This is a genomic window from Hyphomonadaceae bacterium BL14 (genome assembly GCA_027627705.1).
Classification (GTDB): Bacteria; Pseudomonadota; Alphaproteobacteria; order Caulobacterales; family Maricaulaceae; genus Oceanicaulis.
Genome location: CP091242.1, coordinates 168,219 through 188,481, shown reverse-complemented (window position 1 = coordinate 188,481; position 20,263 = coordinate 168,219). Strand labels below are relative to the sequence as shown.

17 protein-coding genes are annotated in these 20,263 nt (G+C 66.7%); 7 read left to right on the top strand and 10 right to left on the bottom strand.

What is annotated here, in order from left to right; genetic code table 11:
• Positions 1–5: 5 nt before the first annotated feature.
• From L2D00_00820 to L2D00_00810, 3 genes are all read right to left on the bottom strand, one after another.
• Positions 6–3,104 carry an efflux RND transporter permease subunit gene (locus tag L2D00_00820; GenBank protein WBQ13245.1) on the bottom strand — a complete coding sequence of 1,033 codons (3,099 nt, stop codon included), beginning with the start codon at positions 3,102–3,104 and terminating at the stop codon, positions 6–8.
• Complete coding sequence (locus L2D00_00815) at positions 3,101–4,246, bottom strand: efflux RND transporter periplasmic adaptor subunit (GenBank protein WBQ13244.1); 1,146 nt, start codon at positions 4,244–4,246, stop codon at positions 3,101–3,103. The genes L2D00_00820 and L2D00_00815 overlap by 4 nt, the downstream gene beginning before the upstream one ends.
• A 92-nt stretch (positions 4,247–4,338) precedes the next feature.
• Positions 4,339–5,016 carry a TetR/AcrR family transcriptional regulator gene (locus tag L2D00_00810; protein ID WBQ13243.1) on the bottom strand — a complete coding sequence of 226 codons (678 nt, stop codon included), beginning with the start codon at positions 5,014–5,016 and terminating at the stop codon, positions 4,339–4,341.
• Between the two features lie 133 nt (positions 5,017–5,149).
• On the opposite strand from L2D00_00810, the gene L2D00_00805 reads away from it, so the two are divergent.
• Positions 5,150–5,776 (top strand): nitroreductase, encoded by a 627-nt coding sequence (locus tag L2D00_00805; GenBank protein WBQ13242.1) that lies wholly within the window; start codon positions 5,150–5,152, stop codon positions 5,774–5,776.
• Between the two features lie 124 nt (positions 5,777–5,900).
• Positions 5,901–6,593, top strand: coding sequence for a hypothetical protein (locus L2D00_00800; GenBank protein WBQ13241.1), 693 nt, complete (start codon positions 5,901–5,903; stop codon positions 6,591–6,593).
• A gap of 84 nt (positions 6,594–6,677) precedes the next feature.
• On the opposite strand, the gene L2D00_00795 is transcribed toward L2D00_00800, so the two are convergent.
• The gene (locus tag L2D00_00795; protein ID WBQ13240.1) at positions 6,678–8,420 is read right to left on the bottom strand and encodes a M28 family metallopeptidase; all 1,743 of its coding nucleotides are present in this window, start codon (positions 8,418–8,420) and stop codon (positions 6,678–6,680) included.
• 190 nt (positions 8,421–8,610) lie between these two features.
• On the opposite strand from L2D00_00795, the gene L2D00_00790 reads away from it, so the two are divergent.
• Both L2D00_00790 and L2D00_00785 read left to right on the top strand, forming a co-directional pair.
• Positions 8,611–9,546, top strand: a complete 936-nt coding sequence (locus L2D00_00790; protein ID WBQ13239.1) for a bile acid:sodium symporter family protein — start codon at positions 8,611–8,613, stop codon at positions 9,544–9,546.
• 9 nt (positions 9,547–9,555) lie between these two features.
• The gene (locus L2D00_00785) at positions 9,556–11,337 is read left to right on the top strand and encodes an amidohydrolase family protein (GenBank protein ID WBQ13238.1); all 1,782 of its coding nucleotides are present in this window, start codon (positions 9,556–9,558) and stop codon (positions 11,335–11,337) included.
• A gap of 146 nt (positions 11,338–11,483) precedes the next feature.
• Here the strand turns inward: L2D00_00785 and L2D00_00780 are convergent, their stop codons facing one another.
• Complete coding sequence (locus tag L2D00_00780) at positions 11,484–11,981, bottom strand: GAF domain-containing protein (GenBank protein ID WBQ13237.1); 498 nt, start codon at positions 11,979–11,981, stop codon at positions 11,484–11,486.
• Positions 11,982–12,172: 191 nt separating this feature from the next.
• Between L2D00_00780 and L2D00_00775 the strand changes: the two genes are divergently transcribed.
• Entirely contained in the window at positions 12,173–14,374 is a 2,202-nt protein-coding gene (locus L2D00_00775) for a M3 family metallopeptidase (protein WBQ13236.1), read from the top strand.
• A 211-nt stretch (positions 14,375–14,585) separates the two neighbouring features.
• On the opposite strand, the gene queE is transcribed toward L2D00_00775, so the two are convergent.
• Together queE and queC are read right to left on the bottom strand one after the other, a co-directional pair.
• Entirely contained in the window at positions 14,586–15,215 is a 630-nt protein-coding gene (gene queE, locus L2D00_00770) for a 7-carboxy-7-deazaguanine synthase (GenBank protein WBQ13235.1), read from the bottom strand.
• Positions 15,212–15,913: a 7-cyano-7-deazaguanine synthase QueC gene (gene queC / locus L2D00_00765; protein WBQ13234.1), complete on the bottom strand. Its 702-nt coding sequence runs from the start codon at positions 15,911–15,913 to the stop codon at positions 15,212–15,214. Before queC ends, queE begins: the two co-directional genes overlap by 4 nt.
• Before the next feature lie 62 nt (positions 15,914–15,975).
• Here queC and L2D00_00760 point away from each other — a divergent pair, with 62 nt between their 5' ends.
• A complete protein-coding gene (locus L2D00_00760) occupies positions 15,976–16,317 on the top strand; it encodes a divalent-cation tolerance protein CutA (GenBank protein WBQ13233.1) in 342 nt (113 codons plus the stop codon).
• 4 nt (positions 16,318–16,321) lie between these two features.
• On the opposite strand, the gene L2D00_00755 is transcribed toward L2D00_00760, so the two are convergent.
• Positions 16,322–18,169, bottom strand: coding sequence for an ATP-binding protein (locus tag L2D00_00755; protein WBQ13232.1), 1,848 nt, complete (start codon positions 18,167–18,169; stop codon positions 16,322–16,324).
• 139 nt (positions 18,170–18,308) lie between these two features.
• Here L2D00_00755 and L2D00_00750 point away from each other — a divergent pair, with 139 nt between their 5' ends.
• On the top strand, positions 18,309–18,893 hold the full coding sequence (locus L2D00_00750) for a DUF3299 domain-containing protein (protein WBQ13231.1): 585 nt from the start codon (positions 18,309–18,311) through the stop codon (positions 18,891–18,893).
• Positions 18,894–18,952: 59 nt separating this feature from the next.
• Here L2D00_00750 and L2D00_00745 read toward each other — a convergent pair whose 3' ends face one another.
• Both L2D00_00745 and def read right to left on the bottom strand, forming a co-directional pair.
• The gene (locus L2D00_00745; protein WBQ13230.1) at positions 18,953–19,657 is read right to left on the bottom strand and encodes a hypothetical protein; all 705 of its coding nucleotides are present in this window, start codon (positions 19,655–19,657) and stop codon (positions 18,953–18,955) included.
• A 19-nt stretch (positions 19,658–19,676) separates the two neighbouring features.
• Positions 19,677–20,192 (bottom strand): peptide deformylase, encoded by a 516-nt coding sequence (gene def / locus L2D00_00740; protein ID WBQ13229.1) that lies wholly within the window; start codon positions 20,190–20,192, stop codon positions 19,677–19,679.
• Positions 20,193–20,263: the final 71 nt, after the last annotated feature.

The following is a 20,263-nucleotide window of genomic DNA, read 5'->3' as shown; positions in this document are numbered from 1 at the left end:
CGGCGTCAGGCAATCGCGGCAACAGGCTCGCCCGCGGGTGCCTTGCGGTCAAACCGTACCAGCAGCACGAAGGCCGCCGGGGCAAAGATCAGCGCCAGGACGGCCGACCCGGCCACCCCGCCGGCCACCGCGGCTGCAAAGGGCAGCCAGAAGGAGTCGCCCTCGATGAGCAGCGGCGCAAACCCGCCAATGGTGGTCAGGGTCGTGGCGATGATGTGCCGTGTGGCGTCCACCACGGTTTCGCGGATGGCGTCGCGGTCGCCGGCGCGCGCCAGCGGATTGGCCTTGAGCGCGGAGAGGACCACAATGGAGCCGTTGATCGACAGGCCCACCAGGCCCAGCGATCCGACAATCGCGTTGAAGCCCAGCGGCGTGCCGAACATCCACACCCCGAACATGGCCAGCCCCACCGACAGGAATCCCGCGGTGAAGATGACCCCGGCATAGCGGAAGGAATTGAACGCCAGCACCACCGAGGCGACGATCAGGATCAGCAGCGGGATGGCAGTGGACATGAGGTCGGCCATGGCCTCGCCCTGGCTTTCCGCCTCACCGCCGATGATGATGCGATAGCCCGGCGGCAGCGCGACGCCCTCTTCGGCGAAGCGGCGCTGGAACTCGGCCAGCACCGGGGCGGGCAGAACGTATGGCTCCAGATAGGCGAAGATGGGATTGGTGCGTTCGCCATCGAGACGCGGGATGGACGCGGTCACCGGCGCCAGGGTGAACTGGCCCAGCGTCGACAGCCCCGCCAGCTGACCGTCCGGACCCCGGACCGGCAGGGGTATGGCGCCCAGGCCCTCAATGGCGTCGCGGCGCACGTCCGGGGCGAGCACCCGCACAGGCAATTCCTCCACGCCCTCCAGAACCGACCCGCCGGGCACGCCGTCAATGTCAGCGCGCAAGCGTCCGGCCAGATCGGTCAGGCGCAGGCCCGCCAGACCCGCCTCGGCCTCGTCAGCGTTCAGACGGGCTACCGGCTGGCCCAGCTCCAGATTGGCCTGGGTGTAGGTGACGCCCGGCACGCTGGCGAGGATGCGGCGTATGTCCGCGCCGATCCGGTCGAGTACGGCGAAGTCCGGCCCGGCGATGGACAATTCTACCGGCGCCTGGTTGGGCGGGCCCTGCTCGAACGGCAGGGCCAGCACCTGGGCGTCGGGGAAGGCGGTGATGGCGTCACGCTGGAAGGCGGTGACGATACGCTCGGAATCCGCCTCGGAGCGGGCGCGCACAAAGCCGGAGGCGAAATTGGGCCGGCCCTGCACGGCATTGATCATGTTGTAGTAAACGCGCGGCGATCCGGCTGCGGCCAGCCAGACGACATCCTCCACCCCGTCATAGGTGTAGAGCATGTCGGTGGCCTGCTCCATGCGCGCGCGGGTCTGCTCAATGGAGAAAGACGCCGGCAGCACCAGGCGCACCTGGAACATGTCGCGCTCGGTGGGCGGAAAGAACTGGCTGGGCAGGGTCGTGGCCGCTGCGAAGCCCGCCACCGGCAGGATCAGGCTCAGCGCGATGCCCAGCACAGGCTGGGCGGTTATGGCGTCCAGCACCTTGCGGTAGGCGAACGCCAGAGGCTGCGAGCGCAGCCCGTCGCGCAGCAGGCCGCGATGGCCCTGGCCCGGGACCGTGTCGTCGAACACGGCAGCCAGCCCCAGGATGACGGTGAAGGCGAGCACGAAGCTGGCACCGACGGCGAAGATCACCGACACGCCGATCATGGAGATGAACTCGCCCGCCGCGCCGGGCATCAGGGCGATGGGCGCGAAGGCGAAAATGGTGGTCAGGGTGGAGGCCAGCAGCGGCCCGAACAGGGTGCGCGCCGCCTTGTCCACCGCCGCCGTGCGCTCCATGCCGCGCGCGCGCAACAGGCGGTAGTCATCCACCACCACGATGGCGTTATCGATCAGCAGGCCCAGCGCCACGACCAGGCCCGTCACCGACATCTGGTGCAGGGGCGAGCCGAAGACATTGATGAGGACCATCACCAGAAGCACGGTGAGCGGCAGGGCCGAGCCGACGATCACCGCACTGCGCCAGCCCATCAGGAAGAACAGCACCGCGAAAACGATCAGCGCCGAAAAACCCAGATTGATCGCCAGGCCCGACAGGCGGTCCACCACATAGTCGGCCTGGGCGAAAATGATCTCGGTCTCCACGCCCGGATTGGCGTCCGCGAAGGCGCGCACCGCGGCCTGGGCGCGCCCGTCCCAAGCGTCGACCTGGAGGTTTGGCTCCAGATAGGCCGCCACAAAGATCGCCCGCTCATTATTGCGCAGGGCCAGCGTGGCGGGCGGCTCGCGCAGGCCCCGTTCTATGCGCGCGATGTCGGCCAGCTGCAGGAAGCCGCCCGGCCCGGCGGCCACCGGCACGGTGCGCAGGCGATCGAGATCGGTGAACGCGCCGGCCACCTCCACCGTCACGTCCAGTGATTGGCCCGCCAGCCGCCCGGCGGGAACCTTGGCGTCTGAGCGCGCCAGCAATCCCGCCACATCCGCCGCGCTGAGACCCAGCGAGGCGGCGGATTCGGGATCGAGGATGACGCGTACTTCTTCTTCGGGCGCCCCGAACACGTCGGTCTGCTTGGTGCCGGGCAGATTGCGCAGATTGTCTTCCAGGTCGCGCGCCAGACGGCTGAGCGCGCCCAGCGAGGCTTCCGACCCGTCCGGCCAGCGCAACGCCACGACCAGCGTGGCCGCGCCGGTATACTGGCGGTCGACCTCGATGCTTTGCACGCCGTCGGGCAAGGACGGGCGCACCGACGAGACGCGGTCGCGGATCAGCGACCAGGCCTGTTCGACCCGCGTGGCGTTCAGGTCCTCACGGATACTGATGCCGATCTGGGACACGTTGGCGCGGGTGGTGGAGCGCACCTCGTCCAGCTCCACCAGTTCCAGCAACGCCGCTTCCATGGGCCGGGTCACCAGCGCTTCCATGCGTGTGGCGTCGGCGCCGGGCAGGATGATGGTGATCGACCCGAAGCGCTCGGTCAGCGACGGGTCCTCCTGACGGCCCAGCACGCCCAGCGCCGCCAGCCCCGCCGCGCATACCAGGAAGATCGACAGGACGATGAGGCGCGGATAGCGCACAAACAGGGTGATCATGACGGCTGGCCTTCAGGCCGCACGCGCTGGCCTGGCGCCACGCGGCTGACGCCGGCGGCCAGAACATCGTCGCCATCATTGACGGCGCCGCGCACAAACACCGTATCGCCCTCGGCGTGCAGCACTTCCACCGGGCGCGGCTCGAGCCGGAAGGCGCCGTTATCGGGGGTCAGCACATACATGGACCACAACCCGCGCCGCCCTTCAGCCAGCGCCGTCACCGGCGCCCAGAAGCCGCGTTCGGCCAGATCAGTGCGCACCAGAAGCCGCCCGACCGAGCCGCTGACCGCGCCGCCGCCAGCGTCCAGATCAAATACGGCGGTGACCGCGCGCTGTTCACGCTCGATCACACCGGTCACCGCGCGCAGGCGCGCCTCGGCCAGCCCTTGGGCAAACTCCACCGGATAGGTCTGGCCGGGCTCCAGCCGGGCGGCTTCGCCGGCGGGGATGGAGACGCGCATTTCCAGGCGCGCATCCTCTACCAGCGTCACCACAGGCGCGCCCGGCGGCGCGATAGCACCCTCATCCAGATGGCGCGCGGTGATGACGCCATCAAACGGCGCCGTCAGCGAAGCCAGCTCCAGACGCACGGCCAGCGCCTGCGCACTGGCGCGCGCGGCCGCCGCGCCGGACAGGGCCGCGCGCTGGTTGGCGGCCAGTTCGTCCAGGCGCTGGGCCGAGATGTGGCCGCGATCGACCAGAACCTGCTGACGCTCCAGGGTCACCCCGGCGAGACCGGCCTGGGTCTCGGCGGCAGCGGCCTCGGCGCGCGCGGCGGCGATCTGGGCATCCAGCGTGCGGGTGTCGAGCGTGGCCAGGACATCGCCAGCCGCGACCCGGTCGCCGACGCGCACTGCCACCGTCTCGATCCGTCCGCCGGATTCAAACCCCAGAGCGCTGGTGCGCCAGGCCGAGACCAGACCGGGATAGCGCGTCTCCATGGCCGCTTCAGACTGATAACGGGCGGAGAACGTCTCGACGGGAAGTGCCGGAGAGTCGGCGACCGGACCAGGCCCGGCATCCGCCGCGCGCAGCGTGCTCACCGCGATAACGGCCACCACGACGAGCACGGCCGCCGCCAGCACGGAGAGTGCCAGGCGGCTGAACCGCGCTGTTAAAATTCCCGATGCCCCACCGGCCATGACGCCATCTCCCGCGCTGTTGCATGGGAATATACGTCAGCAAACGCCGTTCGGAAAGTGAACAGTGTTAAATATTTTCGAAAGGCGGTGATTCAGAAGTGCTGGCCGGCTTCCATGAGTTCGATCAGTTTGCGCGCGCCCAGGCCGCGCATCATCATCTCGCTGTGAAACGCGATAAGCTCATCCAGCTCCAGCTGACGCCGGCCCGGCTTCTCGCGCGGGAAATCCGGGATCGTGACGGCCAGTATGGTCAACCCGTGAGCGGAAGACCAGACGCTTGTGGCCGCCAGATCAAGATCGGAGTGCCGGAACCAGCCCGTATCCATGCTTTCCTTGATCATCAGCCGCAGATGCTCATTGGCGGCGAAGGCGTAGGTGTCCTCGGTCACATCGCTGTCACCGCCGAAACCGGCAAAGGCCAGGCGGTAATGGTCTGGCTGTTCCAGACCTGTCTCCACATAGGCGCGCAGGCAGCGCGTGCAGAGCATGGGACCGGACTCGATCGAGGCGCAGACATCCTGCATGCGCTTGAGAAGACGCTCGAAAAACCCTTCGCGGATTTCCTTGAACAGGGCTTCCTTGGAATCGAAATACTTGTACAGCGCGGCTGGCGAGTAATCGATCCGCTCGGCGATGCGGCGCATGGACAGGCCGGCCTCGCCCTCCTCGGCAAAAATCTCTTCGGCCGCGCCGATGATCGCATCGCGCACGCGCCGCCGGCGCCGTTCGGCGGGGCTGAGGTCCTCGTGCGTGACGGGGTCTGCCGGCATGGTCCATCCTTTGAGAGCGCAAACTATATATGGATACAATGATCGAGCATGACCATGAACCGGAGCATTGCGCAAGTTCGCCCTATCCCGCCAAACTGGGCGCCTCCAGCCCGCAGCCCGAAAGCCGACGCCCATGTCCCGCCTGATGCCGCCACATGCACCCGAAACCGACGCCGCCCTGCCCGCCTGCACCCCCAGCGCGGAGACTTTGACCTTGCTGGCGCAACGCCGGTCCACGCTGGCGCGCCTGATGGCGGAGCCGGGACCGGACGCGCAGCAGCGCGACGCCCTGTTGCGCCTGGCGGCCCGCACGCCGGATCATGGCAAGCTGTTTCCCTGGCGCTTCATCACATTCGAAGGCGAGGCGCGCGCCCGGTTCGGCGATATCCTGGAGGCGCGCCTGCGCGATCTGGAGCCCGAGGCACCGCCGGAGCGCTTTGAGCTGGAGCGCAACCGCTTCACCCGCGCACCGCTGGTGATCGCGGTGATTTCCGACGTCACCGAGAACCACAAAATCCCCGAATGGGAACAGATCCTGTCGGCCGGCGCGGTGTGCCAGACCCTGCTCATCGCCGCCAACGCCATGGGCTTCGCGGCGCAATGGCTGACCGAATGGTATGCCTATGACCGCATCGCCCGCGCCGCCCTGGGCCTGGCCAGCGGTGAGCGGGTGGCGGGCTTCATCTATATCGGGACCGCCAGCGAAGACCCGTCCGAGCGCCCGCGCAAACCCCCGCGCGTCAGCGCCTGGGGCGGGTAACCCCACCCGCACAGTCCGGAAGCGCTTGCGCTGGCCCTCGATTTAAATGATATACCATTTAAATCGAGCAGGATGACGCGCCGCCGCGCCGGTGCCCCTGCCCTCACGACACGGGGAGGCGTCGATGTTGGAGTTCTGGACCCAGTACGAGCTGGAGATCCTGCGCTGGCTGCACATTCTGGCCATGGTGTACTGGCTGGGCGGGGAATGGGGCGTGTTCCAGACCTCCTACAAGGTGGTCAATCCGCGCCTGTCCTTTGACGAGCGCATGCGCCACATGGACACCGCCTACCGCATCGACATCCTGGCGCGCACCGGCATCATCACCCTGCTGCCGCTGGGCCTGCACATGGGCTATCTGTGGAATGTCCAGCCGCTGGGCGGCGGATGGCTGGTGGCCATGTGGGCCGTGTGGGCGGTGTGGATGGGCGTCACCTACGGCGCGTTCCTGACGCGCGGCAAGCCGATCTGGAAAACGCTGAACTTCATCGAGGACTGCACGCGCTATGTGCTGATCCCCGCCCTGATCATCACCGCCATCACCTCCTTCATGGGGCTGGGCCCGTTCGAGGCCGGCACGGGCCAGGGATGGTATGCCGCCAAGGTGCTGACCTATGGCCTCGCCCTGATCATCGGCGTGATCCTGCGCTGGGTGATGCATGAGTGGCAGGACACCTTCCGCATCCTGGCCGCCGGACCCAATGCGGAGGTGGAGGCCAAGCTCAACCGCTCCATCGCGATCGGCCGGGGCGTGGCTTATGTCTACTGGGTGCTGATCGCCATGACCTGCTTCTTCGCGGCGGTGAAGCCGTTCTGATCTGAACGATCCAGGCAATCACCAGACACAAAAAAGCCGGGCGGATCGCCTCCGCCCGGCCTTCTCGTGCGCGCAAGCTTGCGCCTATTCCATCATGGCGTCGCGAAGGCTGCGGAACTCGTTGCCCTCATACCAGTTGGGCCACTCGTCAGATTCGGCCAGGCGGCGCGACAGGCCGTAGAACAACTCCCCGTCCTGCACGAAGCCGGACAGATCCCAGCTGTCGTCATACTCGTCGGACGGCTGGTGATAATGCAGCGTGCGATAGGCGTTGGCGATGGCGGCGCCGTGCGCTTCCCCGTGCTCCACATGGACGGTGCCGCCCTTGGCGTAGAGCATGGGCACGCCGCGGCGGCCCAGCGAGATATGGTCGGAGCGATAGAAGAAGCCCGCCTCCGGGGTGGGGTCAGGGCTGAGATAGCGGTTCTGCGCTGCCGCATCCTCGCGCAGCATGTCCTCCAGCTGCGACGCGCCATAGCCGATCACGACGACATTCTCGGTCTCGCCCACGGGCTGGATGGCGTCGAAATTGAAGCCGGCCACGGTCCGGTTGAGCGGCACCAGCGGGTTCTGCGCGTAATAGGCCGAGCCAAGAAGCCCCTGCTCCTCGGCGGTGACCGCCACGAAGATGAGCGAGCGCGCGGGCGCCTCTTCAGCTGCGAAGGCTTCGGCCAGCTCGAGGATGAAGGCGGTGCCCGTCGCATTGTCCACCGCGCCGTTATAGATATTATCCTCGCTGGCGAAGTTGAGCCGCTCGCCCAGATGGTCCCAGTGGGCCATGAACAAGACGTGCTCGTCCGGCCGCTGCGATCCACGCACCATGCCCGCGACATTGCGCGAGCTCAGCTCCCGCAGGCCGTTATGCAGCGTGGCGGTCATCTGCGCGCCGTCGAGCGGCACGGGCGTGAAGCCCGGCTCGGCGGCGGCTTCGGCCATTTCGGCAAAGTTCAGCCCGGCGGCCTCGAACAATTGCTCGGCGATCTCCAGCTGGATCCAGCCCTCCACGTCCACGAACGGCTCGTCAGCGGCGGAGGCCAGGATAAATTGCGGGCCGGACCAGGAATTGCGCACCGTTGCCCAGCCATAGCTGGCCGGTTCGGTCTGGTGCACGATGATCGCCCCGGCGGCACCCTGGCGGGCGGCCTCTTCATACTTGTAGGTCCAGCGCCCGTAATAGGTCATGGCCGAGCCGTTGAACAAACCGCTGTCGGGCCGGGCATAGCCGGGATCATTCACCAGAATGACCACCGTCTTGCCGGTGACGTCGAGGCCCGCATAGTCGTTCCAGCCAAACTCCGGCGCCACGACGCCATAGCCCACGAACACCATGTCGGACGGGTCGATGGCGACCGAATCCACCGGCTGCTGGGTCCAGAACACCACGTCCTGACCCATGCGCAGGCCCATGGGCTCGCCATTCACGCTGATCTCCAGATCAGAGCGCGCTTCGTCCAGGGTGGATTCGATCAGCGGCACATTCTGGAACCAGCCGCCATCCTCGCCTGCCGGCTCCAGCCCGGCGCGGCGCATCTCTTCGGCGATCCAGTCGGCCGCCGTCTCGCCGATCTCGTGACCGGGCGCGCGGCCCACGAACCGGTCATCGGCCAGGGTCGAGATCCGGTAGGCGAAGTCGGCTTCGGTCATCCCGGCGCTGGTTGGCGCGTGATAGGGCCAGTCGCCGCCACTGGCCTGCGCCGTCGCCGCTTCCGGCGCTTCAGCTTCCGGCACCGCCGCCGCAGGCTGCTCTGCCGGCCGCTCCGCCGCCGGTTCCCCACATGCCGCAAGCCCGATCAGACAGGCTCCGGCCAGTCCCGCAAAACGTAACATTATAACGCCCCTTCAATGATTTAGCTCTGCGGTCATGGTGCAGATTTCGCCCCGCGCACGCAAGCGCGCCGCCCTCGCCCCCTCGACAAGGCCCGCCCGGCGCGGCCATGGTGCGCGGCGAACAGTGTTCACAGGCCCGCCGCCAGACGCGGGCCGGACACCGTTCGCAGACTGTCGGGAGGAGATCATCATGGACGCCGCTGCGCTGGACGCTGCGCGCATCGAGCTGGCACCGGGCGGGGACTGGATCCTGCCCGTGATCCTGGCGGCGATCATGTTTTCCGTTGCGCTGAGCCTGAGGCCGCGTGATTTCCTGTTCCTGAAACATCAGCCTGGCAAATTCACCGGCGCAGCGGCGGCGCAGATCATCGCCCTGCCCCTGATGACGCTGGCGCTGATCTATGTGATCAATCCTTTACCCTCTATCGCGCTGGGAATGCTCGTGGTCGCGTGCTGCCCCGGCGGCAATGTATCGAACTTCTTCACCCAGCTGGGGCGCGGCGACACGGCGCTTTCGGTGGCGCTGACCGGCACGTCGAGCCTCGCCGCCGCCCTGCTCACCCCCGTCTCCATCCTGTTCTGGACCAGCCTTTACGCGCCCACCGCGGCCATCGTGAACGAGATCACGGTGAGCCCGGCGGCGTTCGTGATCCAGACCACACTTATTCTGGCGATCCCGCTGGCGCTGGGCATGGCGTTCGCGTTCCGCTATCCGGCCATTGCAGCGCGGGTGCGGCCTGTGTTGATGATCGCAGCGCTCCTGGGCATTCTGGCCATGGTGCTGGGCGGGCTGGCGGCCAACTGGGCGCTGCTGACGGCGACAGCGGGGGCGGTGCTGGGGATCGTGATCCTCCATAACACTCTGGCCTTCCTGACCGGCGCGGCCGCCGGGCGGATGTTGCGCTTCACCACACCGCGCCGCCGGTCGCTGACGTTTGAGGTCGGCATCCAGAATGCCGGGCTGGGCCTGGTGATCCTGCTCTCGCAATTTGACGGGCTGGGCGGCGCGGCGGCGGTGGTGGGCGTATGGTCGATCTGGCATCTGTTCGCGGGCCTCGGCCTGGCGGGTGCCTTCCGCCTCTATGATGCGCACTGGCCCGCCGCGAAAGCGGAGCCTGCCGAATAAGGAGACCCCATGACCTATGACCTGAAAATCACCGGCGGCCTGATCCATGACGGCTCGGGGTCGCCCCCCTTCACCGGCGATATCGCCATCACAGGCGGCCGGATCGTGGCGATGGGCGACGCGCCGGGCGCAGCGCGCGAGACGATTGACGCCAAGGGCTGCATCGTCACGCCGGGCTTTATTGATGCGCACACCCATTATGACGGCCAGGCCACCTGGGATGACCGGCTGGAGCCGTCCATCCGCCATGGCGTGACCACGGCGGTGATGGGCAATTGCGGGGTCGGGTTCGCGCCGGTGCGCGCCAGCGATCACGACCGGCTGATCCGGCTGATGGAGGGGGTGGAGGATATTCCCGGCACGGCGCTGGCCGAGGGCCTGTCGTGGAACTGGGAAAGCTTCCCCGACTATATGGACGCGCTGGACGCCACGCCGCGCACCATGGACATCGCCGCCATGGTCGGCCACGACCCCTTGCGCGTCTATGTCATGAACGAGCGCGCCAGCTTCGACGCCCAGGCCAGCGAGGACGAGATTGCGCGGATGCGCGATCTGGTGGGCGAGGCGCTGGATGCAGGCGCGATCGGCTTCTCCACCGGGCGGTCAGACCTGCACCGCACCGCCGACGGCGAATGGACCCCGGCGTCCGAAGCCACGGCCAAAGAGCTCGCGGGCATCGCCAGCGCCTTCAAGGGACGCGATCACGGCGTCATCCAGGCGGTGTCGGACTTCGATCTGCAGCGCGATTCAGAGAGCTTCCCTGCCGAATGGTCGGTGATCGAGGCCTATGTGAAGGCGGCGGGCGGGCGGCCCTTCTCCATCTCGGTGATGCAGCGCGATTTTGCGCCGGACCAGTGGCGCCAGATTCTCAAGGGCCTCGAGGCGCTGGACGCCGAGGGTTATCCCGTCAGGGCGCAGGTCGCGCCGCGCGCCATCGGCGTGTTTCTGGGGCTGCAATGCACCTTCCACCCCTTCATGGGCTATCCCGCCTACAAGGCCATCGCCCATCTGCCGCTGGACGAACGGGTGCGCGAGATGGCCAAGCCCGCCTTCAAGGCCGAGCTGCTAAGCCAGACCTCCGACAAGCTCGCAGGCCCCGGCTCGTCGGTACCGCCCATCGCCGACATGCTGATCGAGAACATGGAGTTTGTGGCCTCCAAGCTGTTCACCCTGTCCGATGATCCCGATTACGAGCAGACGCTGGACCGCTCCATCGGCGCGAGGGCCACGGCGCGCGGGGTCAGCGTGTGGGAGGAGCTGTACGACACGGTGATTGCGCGCGAGGGGCGTGAGCTGATCTACATGCCGATCTACAACTACACCGAAGGCGACTACGCCAATGTCCACGCCATGCTGACCCATCGCCTGGCCATACCCGGCCTGTCCGATGGCGGTGCCCATGTGGGCACGGTGTGTGATGCCAGCTTTCCCACCTATCTCCTGAGCTACTGGACCCGCGACCGCACGCGCGGGCCGCGCATAGACATGGCGCGCGCGGTGCAGATGCTCACCGGCGATGTGGCCGATTATCTGGGCCTGGCCGACCGGGGCCGGATCAAAACGGGCCTGAAAGCCGACCTCAACATCATCGACCCGAAACGCTTGCGCGTGCACGCCCCCTACCTGGTCCAGGACCTGCCCGCCGGCGGCCAGCGCCTGTTGCAAAAGGCCGAGGGCTATCGCGCGACGATTGTCTCTGGCGAGGTGGTGGTGCGCGATGACGAGGTGACGCAGGCGCGGCCCGGACGGCTGGTTCGGTCGGGGCGGGGGATGGCTTTGGCGGCGGAGTAGGTGGGGCATTCAACAACCTGCCTTCCCGGCCGACCGCAGGGAGAGCCGGGATCCATCCACCAGACTGCGCCGCCGCCTGAACAGTTGAGATGGCAGGGGATGGGTCCCGGATCGGCTACGCCGTCCGGGAAAGCAGAATTGGGTGACTACCCCAACAACGCGCCGCAAATCGCCTCAAGCCCGACGCGGTCCGTTTCGTCAAACGCGTCAGGCTCCGTCGAATCCACATCCAGCACGGCGGCCAGCGATCCGTCGGGCGCAAACACCGGCACCACGATTTCAGAGCGTGAGCGGCTGTCGCACGCGATATGGCCGGGGAAGGCTTCCACATCGGGCACAATCAGCGTCTCACCCGACGCCGCCACCGCGCCGCACACGCCCTTGCCGAAAGGGATGCGCAGGCAGCCCAGCGTGCCCTGATACGGGCCGACCACCAGTTCGCGCGGCTTGTGCGGGTCCACCACATAGAAGCCGGTCCAGAAAAACCGCGGCGCAAACGCGTGCGCCAGCAGGCAGGCCGCCGTGGCGTAGCGGGCGGTGGCACTGGTCTCGCCCGCCACCACAGAGGCGATCTCGCGGGCGAGGCGCTGATAGGCCTGTTCGCGGGTTTCGCCCTCGGGCGCAGTGGTCATTGCCTCGGCCATGGTCGTGCTCCTGCTCGTAGGTCATCCATGCCCTGAGATAGGCGAGAGCGGGCGCGCGCGCATCCGCGGCCCGCAGCCGGTCCTCGCCGGCACAGCCCCCCGGCATTGCGCTTTTCCCCTTGTATGACTAGAAAAGGGGGCAATCCAACATGGCCGCACGTGCGCGGCGATCAACCCCTGAGGCCCATTCCATGAAGACGCATCTGTACCTTGGCGCCGCTGCCGCCGCCCTGCTGCTGGCCGCCTGCGATCCCGCAGAACAGACCCCGCCCGCGCCGGACGTGGCCCAGACCGAAGCCGACGCCGCGGCCGCCGCCGAAGCGGGTGCCGCCGAAGATCGCGCCGACGCCGCCCAGAGCAACCCGCTTCTGGCGCAGTGGGACACGCCCCACGGCGCGCCGCCCTTCAGCCAGTTCCAGCCCGAGCATTTCGTGCCGGCCTTCGAAGCGGCGATGGAGACCCATCGCGCCGAGATCGACGCCATCGCGTCCAATCCCGATACGCCGACCTTTGAGAACACCATGCTGGCCCTGGAAAACGCCGGCGCCGATCTCGGACGTGTTGCGCGCGTGTTCAGCAATCTGACCAGCTCGGCCAGCAATGACGCCCTCGACGCCATCCAGGCGGAGATGAGCCCACGCCTGGCGCGCCACAGCTCGGCGATCACGCTGAACGCCGACCTGTTCGCCCGCATCGATGACCTGCGCCAGCGCAGCGATGAGCTCAATCTGACCCCGCAGCAGGCGCGCCTCATTGAGGTCTATCACGAGAATTACGTGCGCGCCGGCGCCCAGCTGGAAGGCGAGGACCGCGAGCGCTTCGCCGAGATCCGCGCCGAGCTGGCCGGTCTCTACACCCGCTTTGCCCAGAACGAGCGCCGCGACAGCGAGCTGTGGACCTTGGAGCTGAGCGAGGATGATCTGGGGCAGCTGCCCTCGAGCCTCGCCTCGGCCGCCCGCGCCGCGGGCCAGGCGCGCGATCTGGACACGCCCGTGCTCACGCTGCAGCGCTCCATGATGGAGCCCTTCCTGCAGCAATCGCCCAACCGCGCCCATCGCGAAGCGGCCTGGACCGCCTTCTACAATCGCGGCAACAACAACAACGAGTTCGACAACAAGGACAATATCCGCCGCATCCTGGAACTGCGGCTGGAGCTGGCCAATCTTCTGGGCTTTGAAACCTTCGCCCATTTCCGCACCGCCGGGACCATGGCGGGCACTCCGGACGCCGCGCAGGGGCTGATGGAGCAGGTCTGGGAGCCGGCGCGCGCGCGCGCTCTGGAAGAGCAAGCCGATATCGAAGCCCTGATGACCCGCGACGGCATTGAAGACGACGTGATGGGCTGGGACTGGCGCTATTACACTGAACAGGTGCGCGCCGAACGCTTCGACCTCGATGAGAGCGAAGTGAAGGCGTATCTCGATCTGGACAACATGATCGCGGCGCAGTTCTACGTCGCCGAGCGGCTGTTCGGCGTACGCTTCACCGAGCGCACCGATATCGAAACCTATCACGACGATGTGCGCGTCTGGGAAGTGACGCGCGCCGATGGCGGCGAGGTGGTCGGGCTTTTCTACGGCGATTATTTCGCCCGTCCCGGCAAGCGCTCGGGTGCCTGGATGAGCTCGTTCCGCCCGCAGAACGGCATCACCGGCGACATCCCGATCATTATCAACAACTGCAACTATAACCGCCCCGCCGAAGGCGCTCCGGCGCTGATTTCGTTCACCGACGCCACCACCCTGTTCCACGAGCTGGGCCACGGCCTGCACGGATTGCTGTCCAATACCGAATACCCGTCGCTGGCGGGCACGTCGGTGGACCGCGATTTCGTGGAGTTCCACGCCCAGGTGATGGAGCACTGGTTCGCCGAGCCGGAAGTGCTGGAGCGCTTCGCCCTGCACTACGAAACCGGCGAACCCATGCCGCGCGAGCTGCTGGACCGGGTGCTGGAAGCCCAGACCTTCAACCAGGGCTTCAGCACGGTGGAATTCCTCAATTCCGGCTTGGTGGACATGGCCTATCACCGCCACATCGACCCGACCTCCATCGATGTCGAGGCGTTCGAGGCCGAAGTGCTGGCGCGCTATGGCAGCCCGCAGGCCATCCCCATGCGCCACCGCTCCACGCACTTCCTCCACGTTTTCTCCGGTGAAGGCTATGCATCGGGCTATTACAGCTATCTGTGGGCCGGCGTGCTGGACAATGATGGCTTCGATGCCTTCGTGGAAGCCGGCGACATCTTCGATCCGGAAACCGCTGCACGCCTGCGCGCCGTGTTCTCCTCGGGCAATACGATCCCGGCGATGGACAACTTCATCAACTTCCGCGGCCGCGAACCGTCGGTGGAGCCGCTGCTGCGCAGCCGCGGCTTTATTGAAGCGGAAGGGTGAGACCAAGTGCGGCGCCCAATGGCGCCGCACCCNTCACCTTTATCCTCTCCCCTCTCAGAGGGGCGAGGGGGCTTTGACGCAGATTTTCTTCGGGAAATGCAAGCGCCTGGCCCAACCCATGACGATGCAACACCAAAAGCCACCTCTCCCCCATTTATGGGGGAGAGGTAAGGTGAGGGGGCGGTGCCTGGCGCTGCTTTCGCAGCCCCCCCTAAGGCGCGCCAATCCACTTGTGCGTCTGCAAGCTCAGCCGCCATTGGGGATGCTTGAGGCAGTATTCATATGCCGCCTGAGCATTGGCCATCTGGTCCGGCCCGTCCATGGGCTGCAGGCGGAATTCTTGAAAATCGAGATGGGCGTAGAGCTCCGGCATGGCGTCGGCCTGGGGATAGACGAGTTTGAGCTCGTGGCCGGAGATCTGTTTGAGCGGCGCGGTGGATTTCGGGCTGACGCAGATCCAGTCAATGCCATCGGGCGCTTCGATGGTGCCGTTGGTCTCCACGGCGATTTCGAACCCGGCGTCGTGCAACGCATCGATCAGGGCGCGGTCCAGCTGAAGGAGCGGTTCGCCGCCGGTGCACACGACATAGGGAACGCCGCCGCCCGGCCACAGCGAGGCGATTTTGGCGGCCAGCGCCTGCGCCGTGGCGAATTTGGCGCCGTTGACGCCGTCGGTCCCGATAAAATCGGTGTCGCAGAAGCGGCACACGGCGCTGGCGCGGTCGCGCTCCAGCCCGCTCCAGAGGTTACATCCGGCAAAGCGCAGGAACACGGCCGGGCGCCCGGCCTGGCCGCCCTCGCCCTGGACGGTGAGAAAGATTTCCTTGACCGCGTAGGTCATGCGCCGCGCCAGTCGCGCCAGCCCTTGGCGCGCAAATCGCAGGCCGGACAGGCGCCGCAGCCATAGCCCCACTCATGGCGCACATCGCGCACGCCGCGATAGCAGGTATGGCTGTGCTCCACGATCAGGTCCACCAGCGCGTCCCCGCCCAGTTCCTGAGCCAGCGCCCAGGTCTCGCCCTTGGTCAGATGCATCAGCGGCGTCTCGATGGTCACCGGCGCATCAAGCCCCAGCGACAGGGCCCGCGCCTGGGCCGCGATCGTGTCCTCGCGGCAGTCAGGATAGCCTGAATAATCAGTCTGGCACACGCCGGTGATGATATGCGACAGGCCACGGCGCCAGGCATGGGCGCCCGCCACGGTCAGGAAGACCAGATTGCGCCCGGGCACGAAGGTGTTGGGCAGGCCGCGCGCGCCCATTTCGAAGGCCACATCGCGCGTCAGCGCGCTTTCGGCCAGGGCACCATAACCGGCGAGGTCCACCACCACGTCCTCGCCCAGCCGCGTGCCCCAGTCGGGGAAATGGTGCGCGATCTGTTCGCGCACGCGCTGGCGCGCCTCCATCTCGACGCTGTGGCGCTGGCCATAGGTAAAGCCGATGGTCTCCACATGCCCGTAGCGCGCCAGCGCCCACGCCAGGCAGGCAGCCGAATCCTGTCCGCCCGACAAGAGCACCAGTGCGCGTGCGCCGTGATCCATCGCATCCTCCATGAGGGGCGTGTATATCTGTCGTGACGACACATTCTGCAAGGAGAAGCGTCATGAGCGGCAGCGCAATGGGCCTGCTTTATACCACCTGGCCGGATGCCGGGAGCGCCGAGAGCGCTGCCGAGGCGGTGCTCGCCGAAGGCCTGTGCGCGTGCGCCAACATTCTGGGCGAGAGCCAGTCGCTGTTCCTGTGGGAAGGCGAGATGCGCCGGGAGAGAGAGGTGATTGCCCTGTTCAAGACCTCGGCAGGCAAGGCTGCCAGCCTCGGCGAGCGTCTGGCGCGTCTGCACCCGTATGACGAACCGTGCGTGATTGCGCTGAACGTGGACGAAACCGGCAGCGCGCCCGGTTTCCTGGCCTGGGTGCGCGGCGAGGCGAGCTCAAGACCGGGCTGACGGATCAGGCGATCCGCCGCAACGTGGCCGAGGCCGCCAGATCGCTGGCGAGCGCCTCGACCAGCGCAGCTTTGAGATTGTCCGCCGACACCGGCGCGCGCACCAGGGTTTCCGCCGCGCCGGTCTGCACCGGCGCTTCAAGATCGCGCACCAGGCGCACCACCGGGGTCATGGCGGCTGTGGACGCCAGCGAACGCACGTCATCACAGGCGTCTTCAGGTTCGCAGTCCTCGAGGCTGAGCCCGACCACGACCGAGTCATAGGCCGCAGCGCCAAGCACCGACACCAGCTCGGCGCTGGAGCCGACGCATGTCACCACGCAGTTGAACGATTTGAGATAGCCCAGCAGCACCGAACGCCGGGCCGCATCGCGCTCTGCGACCAGCATACGCAGCCGGCGCGTGGTCAGGCTGAAGGTCTCGCCATCGGCATAGCGGTCCGCCTTGCACGACACGGGCAAGGTGACCTCGAACCAGAACACAGAGCCTTCCTGCGCGGGTCCAGGTTCATAGCCGACCCGGCCCTGCATCAGCCCGGCCAGGCGCTTGGCCAGGTGCAGGCCAAGACCGGCACCATTGGCGCGGATATAGGGGTCGACGCTATCCTGAGCGAGGGAATCAAACAGGCGGTTGCGGGCCGATTCCGGCACACCTTCGCCGGTATCGCGCACTGTGACACGCAGGCGCGCCGCCCCCGCATCATCCAACCGGGTGGCCACGGTCACATCCACGCCGCCTTCGCCGGTCGTGCGCAGGGCGTGGGAAAGAAAGATCTGCGCCATCTGGAACAGGCGCCCTGAGTCCGCGCGCAGCGCCCGGTCCGTTTCGCCTTCATATCCTACAGTCAGGGCGAGGCCTTTACAGGCCGCTTCCGGCCCGGCGGCGCGGCGGATGCGTTCGCCCAGCCCCTGCGCCGTCATGTCCTCGATATTCAGTTCCACATGGCCCGCCTCGATGCGCGCCACGTCCACAACATCGCCCAGCATGCGCGCCAGCGCCTGGCCGGATTCGCGCACGCGCGCAGCCATGCGCGCCGGCTCGCCTTCCAGGCCTGCCTCCTCCAGCAGGTGCGCCATGCCCAGCACCCCATTGAGCGGCGTGCGCAGCTCATGGCTCATATTGGCCAGCACTGCAGCGTTGGCGCGGGCCTGATCCTCGGCCCGGCGCGCCGCCAGGTCATTATGTTCAGCCAGGCGCGTCATGGCCGCTGCCTGGGCCTCGGTCTGGCGGCGGGCCTCTTCAAGATCGAAATTGCTGCGCACCGCGTCGGTCAAGGTGTCCGAGAAGGTGCGCGCCAGCTTGAACGTCACCACCAGGAACAAGGTGAGGACGCCGGCGAACAGGAAACCGAAAAACCCGCCCATATAGACCAGGTTCGCGGCGCTGATGAGAATCGCCGGAGCATTGTAGGCCAGAACGGCGGACGGCGCGGCAGCCGATGTGAGGGCCGAGCCCGCCGTCATCCCGGCGACAAAGACCAGAGCGGCCGTCAGCGCGTAAGGCGACGCCCCCTCGCCGACCATCCATGGCGCTGCGCCCCAAAGGGCACCCATGGCGCACGAGAGGAAGATGAACGTGGCCATCATGCGCGGGCTCAGCGCGCGGCCCGGCTTGCGGGCCGGCAGCAGCACAACCATCCGGGCCCCCGACACGGCAACCACCGCCGCCAGCCAGACACCCAGGATCCAGGGACTGACCCCGCCTGCGAGAAACACTGCCAGCAAGCCGGCATTGAGCACGTTCAACGGCCCGGAGGCCAGCCCGCTGCGCGCGATCAGCCGGAGCCGCGCGTCCCGCACCCTCATGGAGATGTCGTCGTCGCGCTCAACGGCGCGGTTCGCCTGCATACCCATCCCAACACCCTTCCTGCGACCGCCTCTGTGTGCGGTTCTGACACGACAATCGTGCCCTATAGGTCTTAAAACAGGGTGCATGGTGCGTTTATCATCTGGAAATCGCCCAATCCGCCCTGCCAAGTTGGAGCCAATCGCCATGATCCGAGCTTTGCTCGCCGCTCTCGTCCTCATCGCCCTGCCGGCGGCGGGGTGCAGTGGCGACGACGCGCCCGGCGCGTCGGACGCCATGGCCGGCCTGGTTCCGGTGGACCCGGACGCGCCGGCTGAACTGCTCGGCTGGAGCGACCTGATACCCGATGACGAGCTGGAGGCGCTGGCGGCGCTCAATGAGGGCCGGCGCGATCCGTCGCTGATGGGCCGCTTTCTGGGCGAAGGCCTGGTGGAGGGCCAGGTCGGGTCATTCAATGTGGTGGAGGATCTCGACGGGCTGATCGTGCGCATGCCGGGCTATCTCTTGCCGCTCGACTATGTCGAGCGAGGCTCGGCGCGGGAGTTTCTGTTCCTGCCCTATCATGGTGCCTGCATTCACACGCCCGCGCCTCCGCCCAACCAGATTGTCTATCTGCGCTCTATCGACCCTATCCAGTTCAATGCCCTGTGGGACCCGGTCTGGATCGAGGGGCGCATGCAGATCGAACGCGTGGACACCGAGCTGGCGGCAATCGCCTATTCCATGACCGCCCGCTCGGTGGAGCCGTATCGCGGCGGGCGCCCGCGCTGACATGAAACACCCCCGGCGCGGCGCGCCGGGGGTGATTTCAGGCTGCGATCTGAAAAGACCTAGTCTTCCCAGCCCCACGGGGTGGGCGGGGTATCGACCGGTTGGGTCAGGTCGAACGTCACCTCGAAGAAGCGGTTCTCCCGGGTCAGGCGGTAATAGAACGCCGTGTCGGTCAGCTCCATGATCCAGATATTGGTAGCCGATTCCGGAATGTCCTCGCGAACGAACAATTCCTGGCTGAACGTATCAACCACGAACTCGGCGCGGGCACCCGCGGGCGGCGCTTCGGTCTCGCCGCCATACTGGGTCAGCACGTCTTCTGATCCGTCTTCCATGCGGTGATCATGCTTCAGGCGCAGGCGACCGTCTTCCAGCCGGGTGATCAGCCAGGTTCGCGAATGGTTATCGCCGACATGGAAAGGCACGCGGACCTCGTCATCCATGCACTCGCGCACATGCATGATCAGATCACGTCCGGCAAAACCATCATCTCGCGGATCCTCGGCGCTGGTTATGGACCCGGCGAAGGACTGGCCGCACAGCGCGCCGAGGCCTTCGATCAGCCCGGCGGACGCCGCATCGTCAGAGTCCATCATGGCGTCGATCTCGTCGCCGGCATCGTCCATGGCACCGTCCAGCGCGTCCAGCGCGTCTTCGCCGGCCTCCTGGACCTGTTCAATGGCGTCAGCCGCGGACTCTTCGATCTCTTCGCGCTCCGGCGCGTCTTCGCACGCAGCCAGCGCCAGCGCGCAAGCGCTCGTCATCAAAAGCAAATGTCTCATATCAGGCGGCCTCCCCTTTGGATTTCATCAGTTTCTGAACACGCCGGACGGCGCGCTCGCGCTTGAGCCGGGACAGGTAGTCGATAAAGACCACGCCTTCTAGATGATCCATTTCGTGCTGAATGCACACGGCGAACAGATCTTCAGCGATCTCCTCGCGGGCTGACCCGTCATAGTCGAGATAGTTGACCTTCACTCGCACGGGTCGTTCAACCTCGTCATAAATCTCCGGCACAGAGAGACAACCCTCCGAATAGGGTTTCAGTTCCCCGGTGAGGGGCGTAATGACCGGATTGACGAAATAACGCGGCTCATTGCGCGAATCGGACAGGTCCATGACGATGACGCGCTTGTCCACGCCGATCTGGATTGCCGCCAGCCCGATTCCGTCAGCGGCGTACATGGTCTCGACCATGTCATCCATGAGCGCGCGCAATTCATCATCGACGCCCGCCACCGGCTTTGACACCAGTTTCAGGCGCGGATCGGGGACGGTCAGGATCGTGCGTACGGTCATAAAGAATAAATACGGTATGCGCCGCCCGCGTTCAAGCGGCGCGCCCCTTGCAGGACATGGCCCAGGACAAC